Origin of the sequence: Arcicella aquatica, from assembly GCF_034928825.1 — a bacterium.
Classification (GTDB): domain Bacteria; phylum Bacteroidota; class Bacteroidia; order Cytophagales; family Spirosomataceae; genus Arcicella; species Arcicella aquatica.
In genome coordinates, this window is sequence record NZ_JAYFUL010000024.1 from 13,463 (window position 1) to 36,776 (window position 23,314).

18 protein-coding genes and 1 riboswitch are annotated in these 23,314 nt (G+C 34.3%); of the genes, 13 read left to right on the top strand and 5 right to left on the bottom strand.

Features of this window, described 5'->3' with window-relative positions; all coding sequences use genetic code 11:
* Nucleotides 1-21: 21 nt before the first annotated feature.
* Nucleotides 22-552: a DinB family protein gene (locus VB264_RS14655; protein ID WP_323250549.1), complete on the bottom strand. Its 531-nt coding sequence runs from the start codon at nt 550-552 to the stop codon at nt 22-24.
* Between the two features lie 227 nt (nt 553-779).
* On the opposite strand from VB264_RS14655, the gene VB264_RS14660 reads away from it, so the two are divergent.
* On the top strand, nt 780-1,013 hold the full coding sequence (locus VB264_RS14660; RefSeq protein ID WP_309917258.1) for a hypothetical protein: 234 nt from the start codon (nt 780-782) through the stop codon (nt 1,011-1,013).
* 45 nt (nt 1,014-1,058) lie between these two features.
* Here VB264_RS14660 and VB264_RS14665 read toward each other — a convergent pair whose 3' ends face one another.
* Together VB264_RS14665 and VB264_RS14670 are read right to left on the bottom strand one after the other, a co-directional pair.
* Complete coding sequence (locus VB264_RS14665; protein WP_323250550.1) at nt 1,059-2,579, bottom strand: gluconokinase; 1,521 nt, start codon at nt 2,577-2,579, stop codon at nt 1,059-1,061.
* Between the two features lie 167 nt (nt 2,580-2,746).
* On the bottom strand, nt 2,747-3,628 hold the full coding sequence (locus tag VB264_RS14670; RefSeq protein WP_323250551.1) for a helix-turn-helix domain-containing protein: 882 nt from the start codon (nt 3,626-3,628) through the stop codon (nt 2,747-2,749).
* 393 nt (nt 3,629-4,021) lie between these two features.
* Between VB264_RS14670 and VB264_RS14675 the strand changes: the two genes are divergently transcribed.
* From VB264_RS14675 to VB264_RS14705, 7 genes are all read left to right on the top strand, one after another.
* The gene (locus tag VB264_RS14675; protein ID WP_323250552.1) at nt 4,022-7,192 is read left to right on the top strand and encodes a SusC/RagA family TonB-linked outer membrane protein; all 3,171 of its coding nucleotides are present in this window, start codon (nt 4,022-4,024) and stop codon (nt 7,190-7,192) included.
* A 78-nt stretch (nt 7,193-7,270) separates the two neighbouring features.
* Nucleotides 7,271-8,776: a SusD/RagB family nutrient-binding outer membrane lipoprotein gene (locus VB264_RS14680; RefSeq protein ID WP_323250553.1), complete on the top strand. Its 1,506-nt coding sequence runs from the start codon at nt 7,271-7,273 to the stop codon at nt 8,774-8,776.
* 186 nt (nt 8,777-8,962) lie between these two features.
* A complete protein-coding gene (gene gnd, locus VB264_RS14685; protein ID WP_323250554.1) occupies nt 8,963-9,859 on the top strand; it encodes a phosphogluconate dehydrogenase (NAD(+)-dependent, decarboxylating) in 897 nt (298 codons plus the stop codon).
* 136 nt (nt 9,860-9,995) lie between these two features.
* Nucleotides 9,996-11,414, top strand: coding sequence for a gluconokinase (locus tag VB264_RS14690; RefSeq protein WP_323250555.1), 1,419 nt, complete (start codon nt 9,996-9,998; stop codon nt 11,412-11,414).
* A gap of 209 nt (nt 11,415-11,623) precedes the next feature.
* On the top strand, nt 11,624-12,169 hold the full coding sequence (locus VB264_RS14695) for an RBBP9/YdeN family alpha/beta hydrolase (RefSeq protein ID WP_323250556.1): 546 nt from the start codon (nt 11,624-11,626) through the stop codon (nt 12,167-12,169).
* 21 nt (nt 12,170-12,190) lie between these two features.
* Nucleotides 12,191-12,754: a redoxin domain-containing protein gene (locus tag VB264_RS14700; RefSeq protein ID WP_323250557.1), complete on the top strand. Its 564-nt coding sequence runs from the start codon at nt 12,191-12,193 to the stop codon at nt 12,752-12,754.
* Nucleotides 12,755-12,878: 124 nt separating this feature from the next.
* Complete coding sequence (locus tag VB264_RS14705) at nt 12,879-13,526, top strand: redoxin domain-containing protein (protein WP_323250558.1); 648 nt, start codon at nt 12,879-12,881, stop codon at nt 13,524-13,526.
* Nucleotides 13,527-13,579: 53 nt separating this feature from the next.
* Here VB264_RS14705 and VB264_RS14710 read toward each other — a convergent pair whose 3' ends face one another.
* On the bottom strand, nt 13,580-15,265 hold the full coding sequence (locus VB264_RS14710; protein ID WP_323250559.1) for a hypothetical protein: 1,686 nt from the start codon (nt 15,263-15,265) through the stop codon (nt 13,580-13,582).
* Nucleotides 15,247-17,205 carry a hypothetical protein gene (locus VB264_RS14715; protein WP_323250560.1) on the bottom strand — a complete coding sequence of 653 codons (1,959 nt, stop codon included), beginning with the start codon at nt 17,203-17,205 and terminating at the stop codon, nt 15,247-15,249. The genes VB264_RS14710 and VB264_RS14715 overlap by 19 nt, the downstream gene beginning before the upstream one ends.
* A gap of 247 nt (nt 17,206-17,452) precedes the next feature.
* Between VB264_RS14715 and VB264_RS14720 the strand changes: the two genes are divergently transcribed.
* The 5 genes from VB264_RS14720 (at nt 17,453) to VB264_RS14740 (ending at nt 23,194) form a co-directional block, all read left to right on the top strand.
* Nucleotides 17,453-18,664: a sterol desaturase family protein gene (locus tag VB264_RS14720; protein WP_323250561.1), complete on the top strand. Its 1,212-nt coding sequence runs from the start codon at nt 17,453-17,455 to the stop codon at nt 18,662-18,664.
* Between the two features lie 42 nt (nt 18,665-18,706).
* Nucleotides 18,707-19,654 (top strand): sulfite exporter TauE/SafE family protein, encoded by a 948-nt coding sequence (locus VB264_RS14725; protein ID WP_323250562.1) that lies wholly within the window; start codon nt 18,707-18,709, stop codon nt 19,652-19,654.
* Nucleotides 19,655-19,665: 11 nt separating this feature from the next.
* On the top strand, nt 19,666-21,138 hold the full coding sequence (locus tag VB264_RS14730) for a tetratricopeptide repeat protein (protein WP_323250563.1): 1,473 nt from the start codon (nt 19,666-19,668) through the stop codon (nt 21,136-21,138).
* Between the two features lie 97 nt (nt 21,139-21,235).
* Nucleotides 21,236-21,332, top strand: a riboswitch (SAM riboswitch).
* A 73-nt stretch (nt 21,333-21,405) separates the two neighbouring features.
* Nucleotides 21,406-21,861, top strand: a complete 456-nt coding sequence (locus VB264_RS14735; protein ID WP_309917299.1) for a protein-disulfide reductase DsbD domain-containing protein — start codon at nt 21,406-21,408, stop codon at nt 21,859-21,861.
* Between the two features lie 142 nt (nt 21,862-22,003).
* A complete protein-coding gene (locus VB264_RS14740) occupies nt 22,004-23,194 on the top strand; it encodes a cysteine desulfurase family protein (RefSeq protein WP_323250564.1) in 1,191 nt (396 codons plus the stop codon).
* Nucleotides 23,195-23,314 lie beyond the last annotated feature (120 nt).

Genomic DNA, 23,314 nt, shown 5'->3' on the forward strand with positions numbered 1-23,314 from the left:
CTCATGTTTAATACTTTATTATTAAAACAATTTCTCTTGTGGTGGTTTTGCACCTGCCAAGCGGATATAAACGGTAGTTTGTCCTCTATGGTGAGTTTGGTGTTCGAAACACTTAGCTAATGCCATTCCTTTGGTCATTTCAAATCTGCCGAACAATTTTATGTTTTCGTTCAATTGAGCAGGAGTCATTTTCTTTACACTACTTATTACAAAATCATAACCTGCCATTACTAATTTTGTAACGTTTGCTTTTGATTTGTCAGTACTCTTTTCTGATTCTCCCATCCCGATTGGACTTTTTCCCCCAGTAGCCGCAGCAGTAAAACCATAGTTAGCATCAGTAAAGTGAAGCATTTGTTCAGCGAATGAACGCATTTCAGGCGTTGGTTTCAAGGCATATCCTGTTTCAGGCATCGCATCAAGGTATTCTTTGGTATAAGTTTTGGCTCTTTCCCACTCTTTTACAATTTCATCAATTGATGTTTGAGCTTGGGCAAAATTCATGACACCTAAAGTAAATATTAGGGACATTAACAGTTTAACTGATTTCATAGTTTTGTGTTTAAAATTTGAATTGAAAGATATGTTATTAGAATTCAAAAATACGTTTTAAAATGGTATCGAGGTAGTAAAATATAAGCTATTTGTGGCTACTTTATGGTGGGGATTGAATATTTAATAAGGTAATTGTTGAAATTTTATAAATCCTTACTTGACACACTGACTTTAGAATCTTATGTTTGTCCTACAATATCTAAAACATAATTTAATAATTAGCTATGATGAAGTATGTAACACAAAATGGAGAGGTGCTTGAAGGGGAGACTTATCCTGACATAATTGTTGGATTTCGTAATGGATTAGAGTTTCCAGCTAACCAAACAACGCTGGAATTTATGGTTAGTTTTGCTAACAGACATCTTAAATCAAATGGTTCAAAAATTAGTACGCTTTCGTACGGTGCTTTTTTAGCAGACTTAGTCACTAATAAGTATCTGACAAAAGCTGAATAAAAATGTAAATCTCTCGTTTTAATAATTGGAACGAGAGATTTTAGATTAAAGACTTTGTTGTAACGTCACTATTTGCTCAAACTCACTTTTTAGCTTATAACTTAAATTTTCAAAAATCTCGAAGTACTTCATATAGGTTTCATGATTTTTAAGGTTTGGTTGGTAAATCTCGCTCGATTTTACAGTTGCTGCTGCCGCTTCCAGATTCCTATAAGCTCCTAGTTGTGTCAGTCCAAGCAAGGCTGTTCCTAACGCTACACTATCATGATGGTCGTTCACATAGATGTTTTTTCCATACATGTCTGTCAGAATCTGAGTCCATATAGGTAAAGACGCATACGCTCCGTTGATATAAAGGCTATCAAAATTTCTATGCGTTTCAAGAATTTTACCAATACTATATATCTCAAAAAGGATACCTTCTAGCGTGGCACGTACAAAATGTTTTCGTTCATGACTGATATTCAAACCAAAATACATCCCGCGAGCATTAGCATTCCAAAGTGGCGCTCTTTCTCCCAATAGATAAGGTAAAAACAATAAGCCATCAGCACCAGCCTTTACTTGGGCGGCCTCCTTGAACAAATCATTGACGACATCCTCAAAGTCTAAGTCACCAGAGAAATCACCGAATTGTCGAGCAAACCATTCAAAAACCACTCCACCATTATTCGTTGGACCACCCGAAACATAATAGCCATCTGCTAGTAAATAATTAAAAAAGCGATTCTTTTCATCTTTAAGTACCTCTTTGCCAGCTACCCGAACAGCGCCACTCGAACCAATCGTGATGGTAGCTCTGCCTGAACCAACAATTCCTGCTCCCAAGGTAGCCAAACAGCCATCACTAGCCCCAACAATCAGGGTAGTTTTGGCAGGCAAGCCCAAGGTAAAACAGTATTCTTTTTTCAAAAATAAATTGGTGTTGAATACAGACAGCGGTTCAGAGAGTCGGTCAGCAGTAATGCCTGCAAAATCCAACGAATCTTGATTCCATTTAAGCTGATGGATATCAAACAAACCCGTTGATGAAGCGATACTATGGTCGACTACATATTCGCCAGTAAGCTGTTTGATAACGTATTCTTTTAACGAAATAAATTTATGTGTTTGTGCAAAACGCTCTTTGTCATGATTTTTTATCCAAGTAATCTTTACAATCGGCGACATAGGGTGAATAGGTGTTCCCGTTGTGTTAAAAATGCTTTCTCCATAAGGAGATTGCTTGAGGGCTTCTGCTTCTTTTACACCACGATTGTCTGCCCAAATAATAGCATTTCCGAGGGGCGTCCCATTTTTATCAACGGCCAATACACTGTGCATCGAAGAGCTAAAACAGATAGCAGTTACTTTATATTTTTTAGGATGAACATATTCATTCAATAGATTTTTGAGAATATAAAGTGTAGTAATGAAAATTTGCTCAGGGTCTTGTTCGCTATAATCTGGTTGAGGATGAAAGGTTGGGTATGAACCTTTTTTCCAACAAAGCAGTCGCCCATTCATATCAAAAGCATGAACTTTAACAGCAGAAGTATTAATGTCGATGGTAATAAGACAATCCATAGTTATGTGTAAGCTATGAGCCGTAAGCTATCAGCTGTGAGCTTTTTTTAAGTTTATAAAATTGGGTAAAATTTTAGCTTTGAGTGATGAGCCGTAAGCTTTGAGGTTTATGTTGGACAATAACAAAAAAGCTCAAGGCTCACAGCTCATCACTCAAAGCTCAAAAGCTAATCAGTATTTTTTCTAAACTCCCGTGGCGTATAGCCAGTTAGTTTTTTGAATGTCGATGAAAAATGCTGGGATGAATAAAAGCCTGTTTCCAATGCAATATCAGTCAAACTTAAATCTTTTCGACTTAATAATTTAATGGCTTCAGATATTCTGATATTGATAAGGTAATTTAATGGAGAAAAACCCGAAAATGCCTTTACTTTTTCACTAAAGGCGGTTGTTCCTAAACCCACTAAACCAGCCATTTCTTCTACCGACCACGAATGTGATAAGTTCTCTCTAAGAGTTTGCTCCAATTTCAAAAAAGTTTGTGGGAAATCTCGCCTGAGGTTATCCTGTTTGCTCAAATGTCTCACCGCAGTAATCAATAGCTCATCAATTAAATGGTTGACCCGCGTTCTGTAACCTAATTCTTTAGAGAATAACTCAAATTCAATGTTTTGAAAGATTTGCTGACAAGCTTTTAAACGTGTTAGAACAGGTTTTTTATTAAGCGTAAGAATCTTTCCAATGACTCTTTGGTCTGTTTCTGAAATACTACTCCATTCGCCCAAAACTAATTCTCCATTGGCTTCGAAATGAGAAGGTTTTATCGTAATCCACATTAATGCACCAATGTCATAGGCTCCTTTACTACTTCCACTTGACTGCCACGGACAAGTCAGCGAGACGTCGTTGGGATAAAGTAAAAAAGGTTGCCCATCAATAATCCAATCAAATTTCCCATCAATAATCAAACAAATTCTGATGCCTTCGTTTGTTTTTATTTCTTGGGAATTGAGCTGAATATTTTGGATTTTATAATTGGCAAACTCAATAATGTACGGGAAATACGACAATTCCTTCGCCTTTCCTTGGTACAGTATAAATTGACTCATCAGGTTATGGAATAATTGAAAGTTTTCGTGAGTGAGATTTTAACAAAATTAGGTCAATTTTTTATAAAAATATTACAAAAATCACCGCTGTAAAAAAATGAAAGTTTTTCTTGAAATAACCATGAAAATTTGTGTTCAATTCATCAAGTATATCATTTAGCAATAGCCTAATTGGCGAAATTAGTAGTGAGAATTTCACCAGAAAAGATAGGTATCTATAGCAGTTAAGTAGAAACTAGGTGAGTTGTAAATGTCAAAGGACTATACTCCGCAAGTAAAAAAATCAAAAACCCGTTGAATATAATAATTATTTACAATCAATTTATCGTTTACAAACCCTAAAAATTTCTTACTAATAACTCATAATAATTTATTCAAAAACGTAACTTAACTATGAAAAAACTTAGACTACTCTGTCTTTTTAAATCCAAAAACTTTCCCAAAGCAATATTGTATTTGGTGTTAACGCTTTGTTCATTTACTTCCTTTTCTCAAGATTTAGTGGTGAAAGGTAATGTTGTCGACAAAACGAATAGTGCTGTTCCGGGTGTTGCTGTTCAAATAAAAGGAACTAATCAAGGAACAAATACCGATGCTACTGGGAATTATAAAATTTCAATTCCTAGTAATGCCACTTTAATTTTTTCTTCTATTGGTTATGTTACCCAAGAAATTGTAGTGGGCGGAAAAAGCATTATTAATGTTTCGCTGGTAGACGAAACTAAAAATCTTGAAGAAGTAGTAGTAACGGCTTTGGGGATTAAGAAGGAAGCGAAAAAACTAGGCTATGCTACCGCTAGTGTAAATGCTGAACAAATAACCACCAACCGCCAAGTGAACTTCATGAATGGCTTACAAGGAAAAATGGCTGGGGTAAATATCACTTCATTAGGAACAGGCCCTGCTGGTACGAGTAAAATCAGGATTCGTGGACAGTCGTCATTTAATGGACAAAACAATCCACTGATTGTTGTGAATGGTGTGCCTATGGATAATACCAATTTTGGCGCAAACCCAAATGGGAATAGTGATGGTTCGTTAGCTAACAGAAGTTTTAATACGTCTGATGGTGGTGATGGTTTGACAAGTATCAATCCAGATGATATCGAGACCATGACCGTTTTGAAAGGTGCAACAGCGGCGGCTTTGTACGGTTCTCGTGCAAAGGATGGTGTAGTAATGATTACTACTAAAACCAAAGGAACTGGAAAAGGAATAGGCATTGAGTACAATAGTAATTATACAGTCGATACACCATTGGATTATACTGATTTTCAATATGAATACGGTCAAGGAGAAAATGGTGTTCGACCAACTACGCCTAATCCACAAACAGGTGTTTGGAGTTTTGGAGAGAAGTTTCAGCCCGGTATGAAGCAGATTTTATTTGATGGCATAGAAGTACCTTACGAACCAGTTTATAATCGTATTAATAAATTTTATCGTACTGGAACGTCTTGGACGAATACGGTTTCTCTTTCTTCTGGTTCAGAAAAAGGTGGATTCAATTTATCGCTTTCTAATTTGAGCAATACCAGTATCGTTCCAAATTCTGATTATAACAAAAAGACGATAAATTTAGGCTTTAACTACAACCTGAATCCTAAGCTTATTTTAATGGGTAACATTAATTATTCAAATGAATATAATCGTAACCCACCGCAAATCGGTAACCAAGATTTAAGTACGCCAACGGTACTTTATACGCTATCAAACTCTATGCCTTTTGATTTACTTGAGTCTAAACGTTTAGATGCCAATGGAGACGAATATGTGTGGTCGCGTTTCAGAAACCGTACAAATCCTTATTATTCAGTATATGAACGCTTCGAAAATATACGTCGCGACCGTATTTTAGGCAATATTACTCTCCGCTATAATGTTACAGATTGGTTGTACTTACAAGGTAGAATTGGACAAGATTATTATTCTCGTGACCAAGATTATAACTTCCCAACGGGTGAAGCTTCATTAGGTGTTGCTCCAGCGGGCTTTGTCAATGGACAGTACACTCAAGAGACACGTCGCTTTCGTGAAACAAATGCCGATTTCTTGATTGGTGCTAAAAAGACCTTTGGTGATTTCAATATCGATTTAACATTGGGAGGAAACCAAATGTACCGTCGTAGTGATTATAACAGCGTTTATGTTCAAAACTTTGTAGTTCGTGGCCTTTATACGGTAATGAACGGACAGTTGAAAGACCCTTTATATGGACTTAGCGAACGTCAGGTAAATTCGTTATACGGTGCAGCTGAGATTTCTTACAAAAACTTTTTATTTGTGAACGTAACAAGCCGTAACGACTGGTTCTCAACACTTGCCCCAGGTTCACGCGCAGTTCAATATCCTTCGGTAACAGGAAGTTTTGTATTTACACAGGCTTTCAATACGATGCCTGATTGGCTATCATTTGGTAAATTAAGAGCAGCTTATGCAGAAGTAGGTAGTGATACCGACGTACAGCCTTATGCTAACAACTTGTTTTATACCGTGGGTAGTAATCTTTTACAAAACCAGCCAATTGGTTCTATCAATACTACTACAGTTCCTAATTCGTCACTTCGTCCAATGCGTGTGAATGAAACAGAATTTGGTGTAGAATTGAAATTGTTCCAAAATAAAATAGGATTAGATTTTTCTTACTATAAGAAAATCACTTCAGACCAAATCCTGTCGGCACAGGTATCGGATGCATCTGGTTACCAAACTACCTTGTTGAACAGTGGTAAAAGCCAAAACGAAGGGATTGAAGCAATGCTTACTTTCTCGCCAGTAAAGAGCAATAAGTTTTCTTGGGATGTAAATATTAATGGTTCATACAATACTTCTAAAGTATTAGAATTAGCTGGAAATCAAAGTAGTATTACTGTTGGAAGTGGTATTTATACAGGGGTATTGCGTCAGGTTGTGGGATTACCTCTGGGACAGTTATATGGCTTTGCTTACAAGCGTGATGAGCAAGGACGTAAAGTGTTTAACGACCAAAGTGGTCGACCAGAAAGAACAAATGATTTGGTGAGTTTTGGAAGTGCTTTACCAAAATGGGTCGGAGGTATTACCAATAATTTCCGCTATAAAGACATTCTATTCTCATTCTTGATTGACTTTAAGTTAGGTGGAAAAATGATTTCTGGTACAAACTACAATGCTTGGCGTGAAGGTTTACACAAAGGAACGTTAGTAGGACGTGAGCAAAACTACGTAATTGGTGAAGGAGTAAACAGCAAAGGAGAACCAAATGCAGTTAAAACACCTTTACAGTCTTATTATGAAACTATCCGTGCTAATAACATTGCTGAAGAATTTGTGTATGATTCGGGCTTCTGGAAGTTGCGTCAAATTACAATTGGGTATGATTTTACTAAAAAATTACCTAAAAACTGGTTTATCAAAGGCATCAAATTGAATGCAGTAGCTAACAATGTGTTGATGATTAAAAAATGGGTGCCAAACCTTGATCCTGAGCAATTCGGCTTCTCGTCTGATAACCTTGTAGGGTTGGAATCAACAGGCTTACCAACTAGCAGAAGTATTGGATTCAATTTGAATGTTAAATTCTAAATATGCTTTGGGCTTTGAAATATTGCCTTTATCAATCATTGATAAAATTCAAAATGTTAAAATATTAACAATCAGAAAATGAAAAAAATAACATTATATATATTCAGTTTACTAATCGCTTCCAGCTTTCTAAGCAGTTGTGACAAGGGCTTTGACGAGTTAAATACCAACAAAGTAAACCCTACCGCCCTTAACCCTGTTTATGAATTAAACAATGCTACCCTCAGAACGTCATTTACATGGCAATCTGTTATTTACGAAGCGGCGATTGTACAACAAATCGTTAGTCCATACCTTGGGGTAAATGCTGGCGGAAACGTAAATCAAAATAATACTTCTGTTACAGGAGTAAATTGGCAAAGATATTACAGGGAAGTAAATAAACATTTGGTAGATGTTATTGCTAAAACCAAAGGTGATGCTACTCGCAGTAACTTATACAATATGGCTCGTATTTGGAAGGCATATACTTTCATGATTTTAACAGATAGTTATGGTGATGTTCCCTATAGCGAAGCAGGTTTAGGTTATTTGCAAGGAACGGTTTTTCCTAAATATGATGCCCAACAAGCCATCTATACGGATATTTTGAAAGAATTAGACGAAGCGTCTGCGGCCTTAGATGCTAACAAAACCAAAGAAGTAAGTGATATTATTTATACGGGAGATATAACAAAATGGAAACGTTTAGGATACTCTTTATTATTGCGTGCCGCTATGCGTTTGACTAAAGTTGATGCTAATACAGCACAAACTTACGTGAAAAAAGCATTTGCTGGGGGAGTAATGTTATCTAATGCTGATAATTGTATCTTACGCCATTCAGCAGCTTATACAAATGAAATTGGTAGTCAGTTGAACGGAAGCGAAAGAGCCAATTTTTATTTGCACGGAGCTTTTGTTAATTTCTTGAAAAGTACTAATGACCCTCGTTTAGGGATTATCGCTTTGAAGTATAATACTAAACTACAGGACGTTAACAATTTTACAAAAGACCCAGCTGCTCAGATTGGAATACCTGCTGGCTACGACCAAAGTACTATCGCTAATACTCCAAATTATCCAGGAGCCATAGAATTGTATTCACAAGTTGACAGAACTAAAATAGGTAGATTTGATGCTCCATGTTTCTTTGTAACCTATAGCCAGTCACAACTTTTATTGGCTGAGGCGGCTCAGCGAGGTTGGATAACTGGCAATGTATCAGACTATTATAAAGCAGGTGTAAAAGGACACATGCAGCAGTTTACAGAATATGATGCAAATTCAAATGTATCTGATGCTACTATTGACGCTTATTTTACGGCGAATCCGTTTGTTGCAACAAAAGCCTTGGAGCAAATTAACACGCAATATTGGGTATCATCATTCATGAATTCTCCTGAAGGCTTTGCTAATTTCCGTAGAAGTGGCTTTCCTGCACTAACACCAAATCCATATCCAGGAAAAGAAATTAAAGGGAATTTTATCAATCGCTTATCGTATCCTGTAGATGAAATATCAGTCAATAAAACAAATCTTGATGCGGCAGTAGCTCGTCAAGGTGCTGATAATCTTGACACTAAAGTTTGGTGGGATAAGTAATATCAACAATACTTACAACTATTATCCAATACCATGAATACTAAAGACTCCATGAAAACATGGAGTCTTTATTTTATCATAAAAAGATTGATAAAGATAAATCATCGAATCGTCCTACATTTTATTTATTTTAGCTTTTCAAACCATTTTTTAATATTTATCCAAACAAAGTAAACTTTAAACATTATGCAAATCGGAATTATAGGCTTAGGCAAAATGGGGTTTAATTTAGCCCTTAACTTAAATAGGAACGGCTATGAAGTAGTTGCCAATGACGTGAATGCTGAGTTTGTTCAAAAAATTGCTGAACAAGGAATACAACCTGCAAATTCTATTGAAGAATTAACCCAACAATTGAGCGGGAGAAAAGTGATTTGGTTGATGGTGCCCGCAGGTGAGATTGTCGATCAAGTAATTGAAAACCTATTACCTTATTTGAATAGTGCTGATATTGTTATTGACGGAGGAAATTCAAATTATAAAGAATCGAAAAAGCGTTATAATTACCTAAAAACAAAAGGAATTGATTTCTTAGATTGTGGTACTTCTGGGGGTACTTCTGGCGCATTGAATGGTGCTTGTACCATGATTGGAGGAGATAATGAAGTATTTTCGTATGTTGAAAAGGTATTCAAAGATATTTCTGTAGAAAACGGATATTTACACACAGGAGCTGCAGGAAGTGGACACTTTACTAAGATGGTTCATAATGGCATCGAATACGGTATGATGCAAGCCATTGCCGAAGGGTTTGAGGTTTTTGAACATTCAGAATTTGATATTGACTTCCAGAAAACAGCTAAAATGTTAAACCATGGCTCGGTAGTACGTGGGTGGTTGATGGAGTTGACAGAAAAGGCATTTTCAAAAGACCCTAATTTAGATACCATTAAAGGAATTATGCATTCTTCGGGAGAAGGTAAATGGACTTTGGAAACCGCTTTAGATTTGGGTGTTCCTACACCAGTAATTGCTTTGTCGGTCATGATGCGTTATCGTTCACAAATGGAAGATACTTTTTCTGGGAAAGTAGTAGCCGCTTTGAGAAATGAGTTTGGTGGTCATGCTGTAGAAAAAAAATAAGGTATCTGAGCGTCTGAATCTGATAAAAATTCTGACGCTCAGATGATACAGTCATTCTCAAAAGAAGCAGAAAGGAAAAGTATTTTAAATACCCTAACATCGATGAGCTCCGTCAGAATTCATCGATTGAAAGATAATGAGCCATTTTTATATAGGAATTGATATTGGAACAACTGCCACCAAAGCAATTGTTTTTACAAATGAAGGGAAAATAATACAGCAATATTCGAAAGAATATGATATGTATCACCCTAAATCAGATTGGAGTATCCAAAAACCCTCTGACATTTTAGAGGCTGTTCTTGAGTGTATTGAGAAGCTTACTGAAAATATTAATCCGTATTTCATCAGTTTTAGTTCGGCCATGCAAAGTTTGATTGCGGTGGATGAAAAAGGAAATCCTTTGACGGATGTAATTCTTTGGGCAGATAATCGTGCGAGTGCTGAAGCATCTGAATTGAAAGAGAGTGAGCTAGGAAAACAATTTTATGGTAAAACGGGTATTCCTATTCATACCTTTTGTCCGATGACCAAAATACTTTGGTTAAGAGAAAATCAGCCTGATATTTTTATCAGCACACATAAATTTATTAGTATCAAAGAATACGTTTGGCATCATTTAACAGGTGAGTTTGTGGTGGATTCTTCTATGGCATCAGGTACAGGGTTAATGAATATCGCAGACCTTACGTGGAATATCGATATATTAACTCACCTAGGGATTAATGAAAGTAAACTTTCCACGATTGTAAGCCCTAAGCATACTGCGCAAACCCTCATGGGTAATAAAACGTTGGTAATAGGAGCGGGGGACGGAGCTTTAGCAAATCTGGGGACTGGAGCGATGGAAAAAGGTAGAATGTCTTTAACCATTGGTACAAGTGGTGCCGTAAGACTACCGATTGAAGAGCCTTTTATTGATGGCAAAATGCGTACACAATGTTATCATTTGGTCGATAATCAGTATCTTGTACTAGGAGCAGTAAATAATGGAGCCGTTATTTTACAATGGTTAAAAGAAGCAATTTTAGAAACCCAAGAATCATTTGAATCGCTGTTTGAACAAGCAAATACGATTGAAGCAGGCTCGAATGGGTTAATTTTCGTTCCTTACTTACTAGGAGAAAGAGCACCAATTTGGGATGCATCTGCCCAAGGAACTTTACTAGGCATTACAATCAACCACACAAAAGCACATTTTATTAGAGCCACGCTTGAGGGTATTCTGTTTGGTTTATTAAGTATTACTGATATTTTATTACCCGACAAATCTGCTAGAAAAAATTTGACTATTATGGCAAGTGGCGGTTTTGCAAAGAGCGATGTGTGGCTACAAATCGCCGCTGATATTTTTCAAATGAAAGTAGTAGTTTCACAAACCATTGAAGGTTCTGCTTGGGGGGCAGTGATGTTAGGGCTAGATGCTTTTGGGATGACCACACATTGTCTGGATATTGATGAGAAAATATTTATACCCAATCCTACGCATGAAAGAGTTTATCAAGAAAGTTTTAGAAAATTCAATAAGGTGTATGAAGCCTTAAAATCATTATAAGTAGAAGCACAACAATATAAATGCCCTGATACGATGCAAAATAGCATATTATCAGGGCATTTATGATAGTGCATTATTAAGAAATTTTAAAAAATATTTGCAAATACAATTTTGATTAATAATCTTTGTCTATCGGTTTTATAGTCTAATAGTAGATTGCTTTAATCTTGTTAGACGTATATTTGTAAGCGTAATTTTTGTAATTAATCATGGCAGTACATTTTTTAACAGTTCCGGGTTTAGGGAGTTCAGGACCAAAGCACTGGCAAACGATTTGGGAACAGCAATACCCAGCTGTATTTGACAGAGTAGAACAGGAAGATTGGGACTTGCCAGTTGTCGAAAAATGGGTTGAAACTTTGCAAAAATCTATTAGTAATTTACAAGAGCCTACAGTATTAATTGCACATAGTTTAGGATGCTTAGCAGTCGTGTTGTGGGCAAAAAAATATACTTCTGATAAAATAGAAGGCATATTGTTTGTAGCACCACCAGACTCAGAAAGGACAGATTTTCCTAAAGAAATTTCAGGATTTTCGCCTATTCCTTCCGAAGAAATTCCTTATAAAAGTGTATTGATTGCTAGCACAAATGATGAATACGCAACGATTGAAAGAGCGAAGGAATGGGCAAGAAATTGGGGAAGTCAATTTGTAAATATTGGTTCGGTAGGACACATTAATGCCAATTCAAACCTTGCAGATTGGCAAGTAGGCAAAGGCATCATCAATTCAATTTTTAACACTTCATTATAAATAATTTTACAGTTCATCAACATGCAAGAACCTATCGATAAAAAACGTCCTAAAGCCTTACAAGCCAGTAATTTTGCACCAAATTTTTGGCTGATTAAGGAGATGGGGCGATGGAGTAACCTCCCCAAAAATATTGAAAGTCAACCCAATTTCACACTCAATGAATTAATGCTTTTTCGTCCTTTAGCGCTAAGTTTTTTTTCACCATCTTGGAATAACTATGGGGAAATACACTTAGAATTACTACAAAAGGCACATAAGCGACTGAAAAATATTGGAGCTGAAATTCTAGTAATGACGGACGTATTACCTGAGAAATTAGATGCTTTAGCCAATGAGTACAAATTAGGTTTTAATATTTGTCATGATAGAAATAATGAAATCGCTGAACTATTAGGTGTTTATTCTAAAGACTACCCGATTTGGCAAAGAATAACCGGAATTTCTAATGAAGTTCCATTGCCTGCTACCTTTATTATTGTTCCCAACTTACTGATTATTTATAGTTTTGTTGACGATGATTTTGAGAGTATTTTTTCAATAAAAGAGATGGAAGCATTCATCAAACTTTATCGTAATAAGTAATCTACCTATCATAATAGAAAAATATTTTTAATTAATATACAAATCTTATAGGATATATAGTTTTTATATTATAATTTTGTTTCAAGAAATTAAGGAAAGCTCACATTTAGTCCACATATAAATAATGCAAGCATACGATCAATCAAACGCAATCATTTGGGATAGTACATTCCCCATAAATATATTCAAAGGCAACACAGCCAAGTTATCACCGTTAAAAATTGGGTCACGTTTACCTTTATTACCTATTTCATCAGTATGTGGATTTTGGAAACACTTTTCTGAAGAAGTAAACCCTCAGAAACTAACATTACAACAAGTGCAGCAAAATAAACCATTGGTAGTCAGTTTTTTATCTGGTGGTTGGAATGAATACGGCTTGAAACATTTTAATACTTTGAAAGCTTCATATCAAGAAATTCTGGCACTTGGTGGAGACTTACTTGTAGTTGTTCAAGCGTCTAAAGAAGAAACAAAAGAATTAGTAGAATACTTTAATTTACCTTTTAATGTAATAGCAGATTCGGCAAACCAAATCGCTAAACAATTTGGTATTTATTCGCAAGAGTTCGCCGTTTGGAATCGTATCGCTGGTATTTCAGAAGATGTACCCGTTCCTGCTACCTACGTAATTAGTCAGCAAGGAAGAATCGTGTATGACGCCATTGATGAAGACTTTAGTAAACCGTTTTCGCCTTCGGAAATGCTAGGAGCAGTATTTAGTGCTGCCCGTAACATTCCTTATTCTATTAAATATCGTGCTGTGGCATAATTGGCTGAGATTATCAAGAAATATTTTAATAATAAATTGGATAAGCTTTTTAATTATTCCCCAAGCCAACATCTCCAATCATCAGGAAATGGTTCATTTTTATAAAATGAACGAGCTAGTGTCATTAAAAATCCATAACCTGCTTTTTCTGTTCTAAAAAGTACTTTTTTAGCTTTCTTTTTATTAAGGCTTTCTTTATATTCTTGTAAAGTTGAAGGAAGTTTGACACTGAACTCTATGTTATATTCATTGTGTAAATGGCCTTTAAAAAAACGTTGTTCAAAGTCTGGATAACCTTCAAAATTGGGTATAGCCGTTTGGAAACTTAACTCCTTCTCTAAGAATTTGTTATATTCATCATATAGTTCATCTAAAGAGAAAATAGCAAGCATTTCCAATAAATATGGAATCAATAACGAACTTGTATCTGGATAATCCTTTTGTTTTTCATTTGTAGCTTCCAAATGAATTAAGCTATCCATATTATAACCATGATAAGGGAATATACCTTTTATTTGTTTTCTTATTGTAATTTGTTCGATACAGTCTTTTATATATCGAGCTATAAAATTCACATCCTCTTGACTACATTCTACACTACTCAAAAAGAAATCTACCAAATTAAAAATAGGAATGAAATGATTATCAAAAATAGGTTTGCAACATCCTTTTTGATTATTGTTAATAAATACCATTAAGGTGTCTTTTTGGCTTTTTTGAAGATTTACTAATTCATTATCTCCCATAAATGCATTCTTCAACTCGTAGTAATATACCAAGTTATCCATATATTCGAATGCACGAATTGGATACCCTATATTTTCAAACCCTAAACCAGAAGGTATAAAAAGCCCATTTTTAAAAGAGGCAACTTCCCATGTTTTAGAAAAATATTCGTCAAAAAATAAAAGTTGCGTTTGTAGTAAACTGTTATAATTTTTTTTATGTTTTTGTGAATTTTCAAAATCATTTGCCAAAAGAAATTCCCATGTATTCAGTATGATATAATTTATACAATGCTTTGCTGAATTAAGATTATCTTTTTGTCGTGCATAACTCCAAACAATCATCATTAGTAAGTTAAGTGTAGCAAACATTTTCAAGCGTTGTCTTTCGTTTGAATTAGTTCTATACTCCTGAATAATATTTGAAAAAAGGATTTCCAAATCCTCAAAATTATAGTCTGGAACATCTAAAAACATCAATAATCGTTTAAAAGCATAGGCATTTTTATCATCTGCGAGTAAATACTCACCAAATAAATGTTCCGAGAATAAGTCTGTCAAACGATAAATATCCCAATCTTCAAAAACACCCCCTTCAAAATTTTGTTCTATAAAGCCATTAAATTGAGGCTTGAAATTTTCTTTAACTATTCCATTGTGAACCAATACAATCTTTTTTTGTAATTTATCAAAATCTGGGTAACTTTTGTTTTGATATGCCACATCTTTAATTTCTTGTAAAGACATACGTATTCCATCATCTTTATTGAAAGAATTACTATTGATGTCTTTATCGGCATAGCCTTTTAACTCAAAATTCCAGCAATATTTTACTCCTCTTACCTCACCTAATGCTACAATATCTTTTCCATATTGCGACTGCCCTTTTGATTGTTTAGGTGTTGTAATTATTTCAAAGCCCATTGACTCTAAGAGAAAAACGAAAATATAATCCAATTCTCCATCTTCTTTTAAACTTGACAAGTATTCTCGTACTAAGATTTTCTCAACCATTTTTGCCAGTCTTTAGCGGTTTCCCAATTTTCGTTAAAATATAATGAGTTGTTGAATATCTCCTCTTCAGAATCTAAAAACGCTGATTGAGGAATACTTACACTATGTCCAATATTTGTTAAAGGTGTAAAATTACTATTAAACTCACTTTTAAATCCACCTCCTTTTAATAGAATGATTGTGTTTCCCAAAAACTTCATTATTGATTTTTCTTTATGGATATGCTGAATTTTCTTGTCCAAAAAACCATAAAATATTTTTGAGTAATGATTAAATATTTTATACTGTGAATAGGAAGGGTTAAACTCTTTTAGCTCTCGTTTCTTGGTAAAAATCTTGTTATTTTGTTCATCTATTTGATTTAAAATTGCAAGTAGTTCATTTTTTAATTCACCATCACTTAGTTCTTCTTTTATCGCTTCGGTTAGGTCTTCTTTTTGAAAAATGTTTTCAAATAATGTTTTTACTATTAGCTGTTGAACAGATTCTTCTCCCATTTCCAAAATTGGAACAACAAGTCTGAATAATTTGGAAAACCTTAAGGTCTGAGGAATAGAAATAGATAAAACTAATATTGTCTGTTGCTCTATACTTAGGTTTTTTAACCCATCCCCTAACCGAATCTTAGGATGGTATTCAAGCAATTCTTCCATAAGTCTATGCCCTAATAGACGTAATTTTCCTTTATAATCTGTTAAACATGTTAGAATAAATCGTATAGACTCCTCTGGATATTTTTTAAGTACTTCGGGTAAAGATTGTTGGAAAATCCCAGTATTAAATACATGAGATGTATCATTTATAAATGATAGTAATATCTCAAAAAAGTATTTTGGACTTTTGAAAGATTTGTTTATGCACCAATCAAATGCATAAACATTACTCCCATTGGCAGAAAATATAGAAGCTGGATGATTTGGGTTTTGTAAAAAAATTTTCAATAATTCACAAACTTTTTCTTCTGGAAGGTTTGAATAATGAGTAATATTTTCGAGAAAATAATAAAGAACATTTTGATTTTCATGTATTAATAATTTTTTGATACCTTCAAAACATCTGAAACCTACCTTTTCTTTGAGTAAATTACTTTCCCAAACAATTATGTACAGTCTCACCAAATTACATAAAGTAGCAATTTCTTTATTATTGGTCTCAGCTAAATCAAGCATTTTGAGAATATTATTTTCATTCAAATCTAGCTTTATTCGAGTCATTGCCCATAATACCGTGGGTTGGAACTTATCTTCTTTGTATAAATGATTGAAGAACTCTTTATTTTCAATGAATGAAGTAGAACAAACACCACCAATTAATTGACTAATTAATTCATCATATTTTGTGTCTAAATCAATTTTAAGAATTTGAATTATATTTTTGGCTTTATCTGTGTTTTGTGAGGCTAATTCGAATATAATTGGTACCCATTTAAGGTGAATATTATTTTGTAAATCAATAACTTTCTTGAACAAATTTATAACTAGTTCAATAGAAAAGTCTGCTTCGAAAGATATTGAAATAAGTCCATTTAAGAATATCGAATCAACTTCATCAGCTTTGTTCTCTTGTAGGTAAGTGAAAAGGAAAGCTGTATCACACCCAATGAAGTCTCTGAGAAGTGAAATAGATAAATGTTCTGTCAGGAATTTATTCGTATTATAATTTAATTTCTTTCCATCTTGGGTGAAGAAGTCTATAATGTTATTCAAGCAGGTAAGTGAATCTTCCCAAGTATTTTTGGGTGTTGAATCACATTGTTTTTTAAGAACATCTAAAAGACCTTCCATAGGATATTTATCAAAATCAACAGTGAACCATCTAATTCCTGCTTTAGTCACAACTAATTTCAAGGGATAATTTTCTGGCTCAGTCAGGATTTCTTCTGAAAAATAAAGTGTCTTATGTGTTAAGATTATGTCAGTAAAGTCTTTATTCTCTATCATTTTTATTATGGTGTTTCCCCCCTTTTTTTTATAATCCATCGAATGTAAAAACAATAGACAAAATACAAAACCTTTTTTTGAATATTTGCAAACATTGCTAATTGTTGCAATAAAACTAAATCTTTTAATGGGGAATCGCTTTGTGTAAAGCTTTAAATATTTTTAATAAAATATTTAATCTATAGATTTGATAGTTTAACTAAAAATAGTTAAATTTGCTAACTACTTACTAAAAAGATCACAATAAATGAATTTCAATTATTTAGCCTTCGCAGTTCCTTTCTTCTTGTTTTTGATTGGGTTGGAATTCTGGGTATCAAAAAAGAAAGGAAAACATTTTTATAATTTCAACGATACCATTTCAAACCTTAGTGTGGGTATCGCTGAAAGACTTTTGGATGGTCTGACATTGGGACTATTCTATTTTGTATATGATTATCTGTACAAACATTTTGCCATTTTTCATATTCAGCCAAGTGTATTATCTTGGATTGGACTTTTGTTAATAACTGATTTTTTGTGGTATTGGTATCATAGATTAGGACATGAAGTGAACTTGCTTTGGAGCGTGCATGTGGTACATCATCAAAGTGAGGAGTTTAATTTTACGGTATCTGCTCGTATTACTTTATTTCAGGCAGTAGCACGTACTTTCTTTTGGTCTCTTTTGCCCATTGTAGGTTTTTCGGCTGAAATGATTACAACTATTTTGTTAGTACATGGGTTGTATCCATTTTTTATTCATACCCGTACCGTTGGCAAACTGGGTGTATTAGAATATATTTTTGTAACACCATCACACCACCGAGTACACCATGCTAACAATGATCAATATTTAGATAAAAACTACAGCGATGTGTTTATCATTTGGGATAAGTTGTTTGGCACTTTTGCAGAAGAAGTAGAAGAACCAACTTATGGTTTGACAAAACCATTGAACAGTAATAGTTTTTTATGGCAACATTTTCATTTCATGCTTGAAATGGCTTATGCTTTTAAGTATGCTACTGGTTGGAGAAATAAACTAAAAATGCTTTTTGGAAAGCCAGAATATATCAACCCTACTTATAGACGAGTATTAGAGCAAAAGTTTGTGATTCATAAAACAGATAAGCTTTATACTACACGGTTTAGGAATTATGTGGTTTTGCAAATGACTTTAATTTTAATCACGTTGTTTACCTTTTTGCTTTTAGAAGAGCAAATTGATTTGTCAACACAAATAGCTACTACGCTGATTATCTTAGTTACGCTAGTGAATTGTGGCGCTATTTTAGAACAAAGAAGATGGATTTTTTACTTAGAATACACACGATGTTTTCTGATTTTGTGGGTAGGCTATATCCATTTTGAAAATGCCCTCAACCCCTATGTTTTGTTTAGCATCATTTTAATCGTTACGCTTTATTTCAAAACATTAAATCGCCAGTATTTGCGATTAATTTACGGTCTCCATTAAACCTAAACCAGATTTGTATAATAATTCTTAATTACATCAATTATGGAAAACAATCAGTTCTTAAATAAAATATCAGTTCGTCTGAAACTCAATAATCAGTTTGAACGCTCATTGATGTGGGTTGTTGCCATTGCTATTTATGTTATCGCTTTTAGTATTTTCATAGGCAAAGCCCCCCTGCTAGACGCTGCTTATCAAGCCAAAGAGTGGCTAGGGCCTGATTTCTATTTATATTTAGGCGTAGGTTTGTTGGCTCAATTAGTAGATGGCTCTTTAGGAATGGCCTATGGAATTACTTCTACTTCTTTTTTATTGGGAATAGGCGTTCCTCCTGCTTTGAGTAGCACAAGTGTGCATGTTTCTGAAATGTTCACTACTGGTGCATCTGCTATCTCGCATTATCAGTTTAAAAATATTAACAAAAAATTGTTCAGAGCCTTGCTTTGGGGTGTGGTAGGTTCAGTAGCGGGAGCATATTTATTGTCAGAAATCATTGATGGTAATTTTATAAAGCCTTATATCTCGCTATACATGCTGATACTTGGCGTGGTTATTTTGAAAAAAGCGTTTCAAAAAAATATCGCTAAACGTAAAACAAAACGAGTTGGGTTGTTAGCGATTTTCGGTGGATTCATGGATGCCATTGGCGGTGGTGGTTGGGGACCAATCGTTACATCTTCATTGTTAGGGCAGGGACGTAACCCACGTTATGCGATTGGTTCGGTAAATGCCGCAGAGTTTTTGATTACACTTTCTAGCGGACTTACTTTCTTGTTTTTTGAAGGAGTAAACTCTTGGCAAATCATTTTAGGATTGGTATTAGGTGGAATTATTGCCGCACCTTTTGGCGCTATTTTGATTAACAAAATTCCTAGAAGACCTCTGATGTTTATTGTTGGCTCTGTAGTAATCTTTCTAAGTTTCAAAACCTTATGGAAGGTTTTGCCAGACTTATACTTATTTATCTCAACAGTTATTTCTCATTGGTAAATACTACATGTATGAAAAAATGGAACCTTATACTCGTCATCTTTCTCTTGTTCTCGGGGAGTTCATTTGCAAATGATTTTGAATTTACCCCAAATTTGCAAAATGCTTATAATGAGCTTTGTAAATTAAAGGTGCAATCTGCTAAACAACTTTTAGCCAAAGAACCTGCGAATAATGGTATTAGAATCTGGTTGGAAGATTTTGCGGACATGATTGTGCTTTTTGCTAGCGAAGATGAAAAAGAGTATGAAAGGTTATCTGATAATGAAGATAAAAGGCTCGATTTAATCAAGGATTTAGATGAAGATTCACCTTATAATAAATTTGTTCAAGCAGAAATCAAATTGCATTGGGCATTGGTAAAAATGAAATTAGGCCATGAAACCAAAGGTGGTTTTAATGCCATTTCAGCCTATAAATTATTGGAAGAAAATCGTAAACGATTTCCAAACTTTACTGCTAATTATAAGAATCTAGGCGTTTTTCATGTTATGATAGGTTCTGTTCCTGAAAACTATAAATGGGTTACAAAACTATTAGGATTGAAAGGAGGTATTCAGCAAGGATTAAAAGAATTGAATATCGCTGTTAATGATAAAATTGTAGGAAAAGAAGCAAAGTTTTATCAGCTATTTATTCAGTCGAATGTATTGACATTGGATGATAATGAGCGACAAGATTTAAGTCAATTTGTGACTAATAATCCTGATAATTTAGCGATTAGTTTTTTAGGCGTATCGATATTGCTAAGAAACAACAAAAGTGAGATGGCTCAAAAAGTATTACAGAACAGACCCAGTGGTGCTGCTTATATATCCATGCCTATTTTTGATTTGTATCAAGCTGAAATCTTATTTAACAAAGGAAACTATTCGCCAGCTATTCAGTATTATCAGAGTTATCTAAAAAACTTTCGTGGGAATAGCTTTTTGAAAGATGTAAATTTTAAATTGTTTCTTGCCAATTGGCTAACAAACAACCCTGATAAAGCATTGAATCATTTGGCTAAGATTCCGAATGTGGGCAAGAAATTCTCTGAAACAGATATTATTGCACAAAATTTTTATGAACAATTTCAGAAAACAAAAGCTTTTCCAAACAAGAATCTAGTAAAGGCTTGTTATGCTTTCGAAGGAGGACATTATACAGAAGCCTTAGCGTTTTTGGATAACCTTGAAGAAGATTCGTTTACTTCACAGATTGATAAGGCTAACTTCAATTTTAGAAAGGCAAGTATCTTGCAAAAAATGAATGCACAGACGCAAGCAATTCCTTTTTTTGAGCGTGCAATGGCACTTTGTGCAGGACAAAACTGTCATTTTGGAGCAAGTTCTTCCTTGCAATTAGGCTATATTTATCAACAAAGAAATGATAAACCAAAAGCCAGACTTTCGTTTGAAAGAGCAATTGCCTATAAAAAACACGAGTATAAAAACTCGATAGACAATAAGGCACAAGCGGCGTTAACCGAAATGGGTATTTAATTTTCATGAAATAATTTTTTCAAAAAAAGTCATAAATTTTAAGTAGAAAATTTGGAATTGTAATATTTAAAATAGAACTTTGTCTATCGAATAAGTAGATTTATAAAGAACGAAGGGAGAGATAAGGCTCAATTATCTTCTGGCAACCTGTAAACCACCATCAAGGTGCCCCAACCTTATTCTAATGATAAATCATAAAAAATCACAAAAAAATATTGTAATAAGCAATACAACATAACCTTGTGTTTTAACTCAACCTAATACATAATGAGACGTATAGTTATAATCGTGTGCTTAATTTTTGCGTCTATTGCAATTAAAGCACAGCAAATCAATCAGATTGTTAGCTGGAAATATAGCTATTCCAATCCTAGTTTTAAAGTGGGCGATGAGGTAGAATTAGTCTTTACAGCTAATTTGGAAAAAGGATGGTCGTTGTATTCAAGTGACTTTAAAGCTGATGTTGGGCCACAACCTACTACCTTTTGGTTTGCCGAAAATGGTTCTTTTGAATATGATGGTAAGATTGTACCAGTTAGTCCTTTAAAAAAAGTCGATAAGAATTGGGGATTTGAAGTGTCTTATTTCAAAGATAAAGCAGAATTCAGGACTAAAGTCAGAATCGTAGAACATTCATTAGACATTTTTGGAGGAATAAAAGGGCAACTATGCAATGATAAAAAGGGCGTTTGTATCCCATTTGAACAAAAATTCCAATTTTAGAAAATATTTGCAATCAGTAAATATTTAGAAACCTCTTTCAAAAAAATAAATACAATTCATCAACAATACAGTGAAGTGAAATGACCTCTTAAGCCTATTAGCTTGAAAATTAATCAGACAACAATCTAAAAAACTAAACACCATGGAGATTTATTGTGATAACGCCGCTACGACAGCCTTAGATTTGGAGGTATTAGATACCATGATTCCATATCTAACCAATCATTTCGGTAATCCTTCTTCTAGTCATGCGATAGGAAGAAAAGCTAGAGAAGCGGTAGAAGAGTCGAGGCAGAAAATAGCTGGACTTTTGAATGCCTCAGAAAATGATATTTTCTTTACTTCTGGTGCTACAGAAGCCAATAATTTAGCACTTTCTGGAGCAATTAAAACCTATGAAATTAAGCATGTTATAACAAATAGACTAGAACACAAAGCCGTTTTACAGACCTTGGGGCAGTACAGCCAGAACAATGAATTGGAGACTGATTTTGTGAAAATTGACAGTCGTGGGAATATTGATTTGAATCAGTTTGAATGGCTTTTGAAGAATAACCACCAGACGTTAGTGAGCTTAATGCACGCTAACAATGAGATTGGAAATTTGAATGATATTGCAAAAATTGGCGAACTCTGTAAGAAATATGACGCTATCTTTCATAGCGATACTACGCAAACGATTGGTAAATATAGATTTGATATTAAAAAACTGAATGTAGACTATATTATTGGGTCATCACATAAATTTCATGGACCTAAAGGAGTAGGATTTATCTACATTAATAAGTACCGCAAAATACAGCCTCATATTTATGGAGGTGCTCAAGAAAGAGGAACCAGAGGTGGAACAGAGAATGTAGCAGGTATTGTGGGCATGGCTAAAGCCTTAGAAATTGCCTACAGAGATTTGGAAGAGTATCATAACTATGTTGCTTTCTTGAAATCAAAAATGAGTACTACACTACATGATTTGTTTGGAGAGGAAATTTCCTTTAATGGAGAAAGCGATTCACCGACAAACAGTTTGCCTAATATCCTAAATGTAGCTTTTCCACATCTGAAAAAAGGAGGCGTATTAGTAAATCGTTTAGATGCACTTGGCATTGCAGTTTCAGGGGGTAGTGCTTGCTCTAACCTAACGAATAATGGTTCACACGTGTTGAAAACATTGAATCGCAACCTTGATAAAGATAGCGTTCGTTTTTCTTTTAGTAAATCTAATACACCCAAAGAAATAGATTTAATTATCAAGACTATCGTAGATATTTACGAGCAAGATATTTTTATTAAAAAGACAGAGCAACAAAAAACACCTCAATTAATTTTTGCTTAAAAATTTTTATTTACGCGGTTTTTTACAAAATAAATAGTATCTTTGTCTATCGAACAAATAGGATAATATTTGAATTTTAAGCGACAGCTTTGTCAAACCTTAGTAAGAAAGTCGGTGGTT

What these genes read in the sequence shown, in the direction of transcription:
- VB264_RS14690 (WP_323250555.1), top strand. Translation starts at nt 9,996, where the DNA reads ATGAGCCATTTTTATATAGGAATTGATATTGGAACAACTGCCACCAAA.
- VB264_RS14700 (WP_323250557.1), top strand. Translation starts at nt 12,191, where the DNA reads ATGCAAGAACCTATCGATAAAAAACGTCCTAAAGCCTTACAAGCCAGT.
- VB264_RS14670 (WP_323250551.1), bottom strand. Translation starts at nt 3,628, where the DNA reads ATGAGTCAATTTATACTGTACCAAGGAAAGGCGAAGGAATTGTCGTAT.
- VB264_RS14740 (WP_323250564.1), top strand. Translation starts at nt 22,004, where the DNA reads ATGGAGATTTATTGTGATAACGCCGCTACGACAGCCTTAGATTTGGAG.
- VB264_RS14720 (WP_323250561.1), top strand. Translation starts at nt 17,453, where the DNA reads ATGAATTTCAATTATTTAGCCTTCGCAGTTCCTTTCTTCTTGTTTTTG.
- VB264_RS14710 (WP_323250559.1), bottom strand. Translation starts at nt 15,265, where the DNA reads ATGGTTGAGAAAATCTTAGTACGAGAATACTTGTCAAGTTTAAAAGAA.
- gnd (WP_323250554.1), top strand. Translation starts at nt 8,963, where the DNA reads ATGCAAATCGGAATTATAGGCTTAGGCAAAATGGGGTTTAATTTAGCC.
- VB264_RS14705 (WP_323250558.1), top strand. Translation starts at nt 12,879, where the DNA reads ATGCAAGCATACGATCAATCAAACGCAATCATTTGGGATAGTACATTC.
- VB264_RS14675 (WP_323250552.1), top strand. Translation starts at nt 4,022, where the DNA reads ATGAAAAAACTTAGACTACTCTGTCTTTTTAAATCCAAAAACTTTCCC.
- VB264_RS14730 (WP_323250563.1), top strand. Translation starts at nt 19,666, where the DNA reads ATGAAAAAATGGAACCTTATACTCGTCATCTTTCTCTTGTTCTCGGGG.
- VB264_RS14735 (WP_309917299.1), top strand. Translation starts at nt 21,406, where the DNA reads ATGAGACGTATAGTTATAATCGTGTGCTTAATTTTTGCGTCTATTGCA.
- VB264_RS14660 (WP_309917258.1), top strand. Translation starts at nt 780, where the DNA reads ATGATGAAGTATGTAACACAAAATGGAGAGGTGCTTGAAGGGGAGACT.
- VB264_RS14725 (WP_323250562.1), top strand. Translation starts at nt 18,707, where the DNA reads ATGGAAAACAATCAGTTCTTAAATAAAATATCAGTTCGTCTGAAACTC.
- VB264_RS14680 (WP_323250553.1), top strand. Translation starts at nt 7,271, where the DNA reads ATGAAAAAAATAACATTATATATATTCAGTTTACTAATCGCTTCCAGC.
- VB264_RS14665 (WP_323250550.1), bottom strand. Translation starts at nt 2,579, where the DNA reads ATGGATTGTCTTATTACCATCGACATTAATACTTCTGCTGTTAAAGTT.
- VB264_RS14695 (WP_323250556.1), top strand. Translation starts at nt 11,624, where the DNA reads ATGGCAGTACATTTTTTAACAGTTCCGGGTTTAGGGAGTTCAGGACCA.
- VB264_RS14655 (WP_323250549.1), bottom strand. Translation starts at nt 552, where the DNA reads ATGAAATCAGTTAAACTGTTAATGTCCCTAATATTTACTTTAGGTGTC.
- VB264_RS14715 (WP_323250560.1), bottom strand. Translation starts at nt 17,205, where the DNA reads ATGATAGAGAATAAAGACTTTACTGACATAATCTTAACACATAAGACA.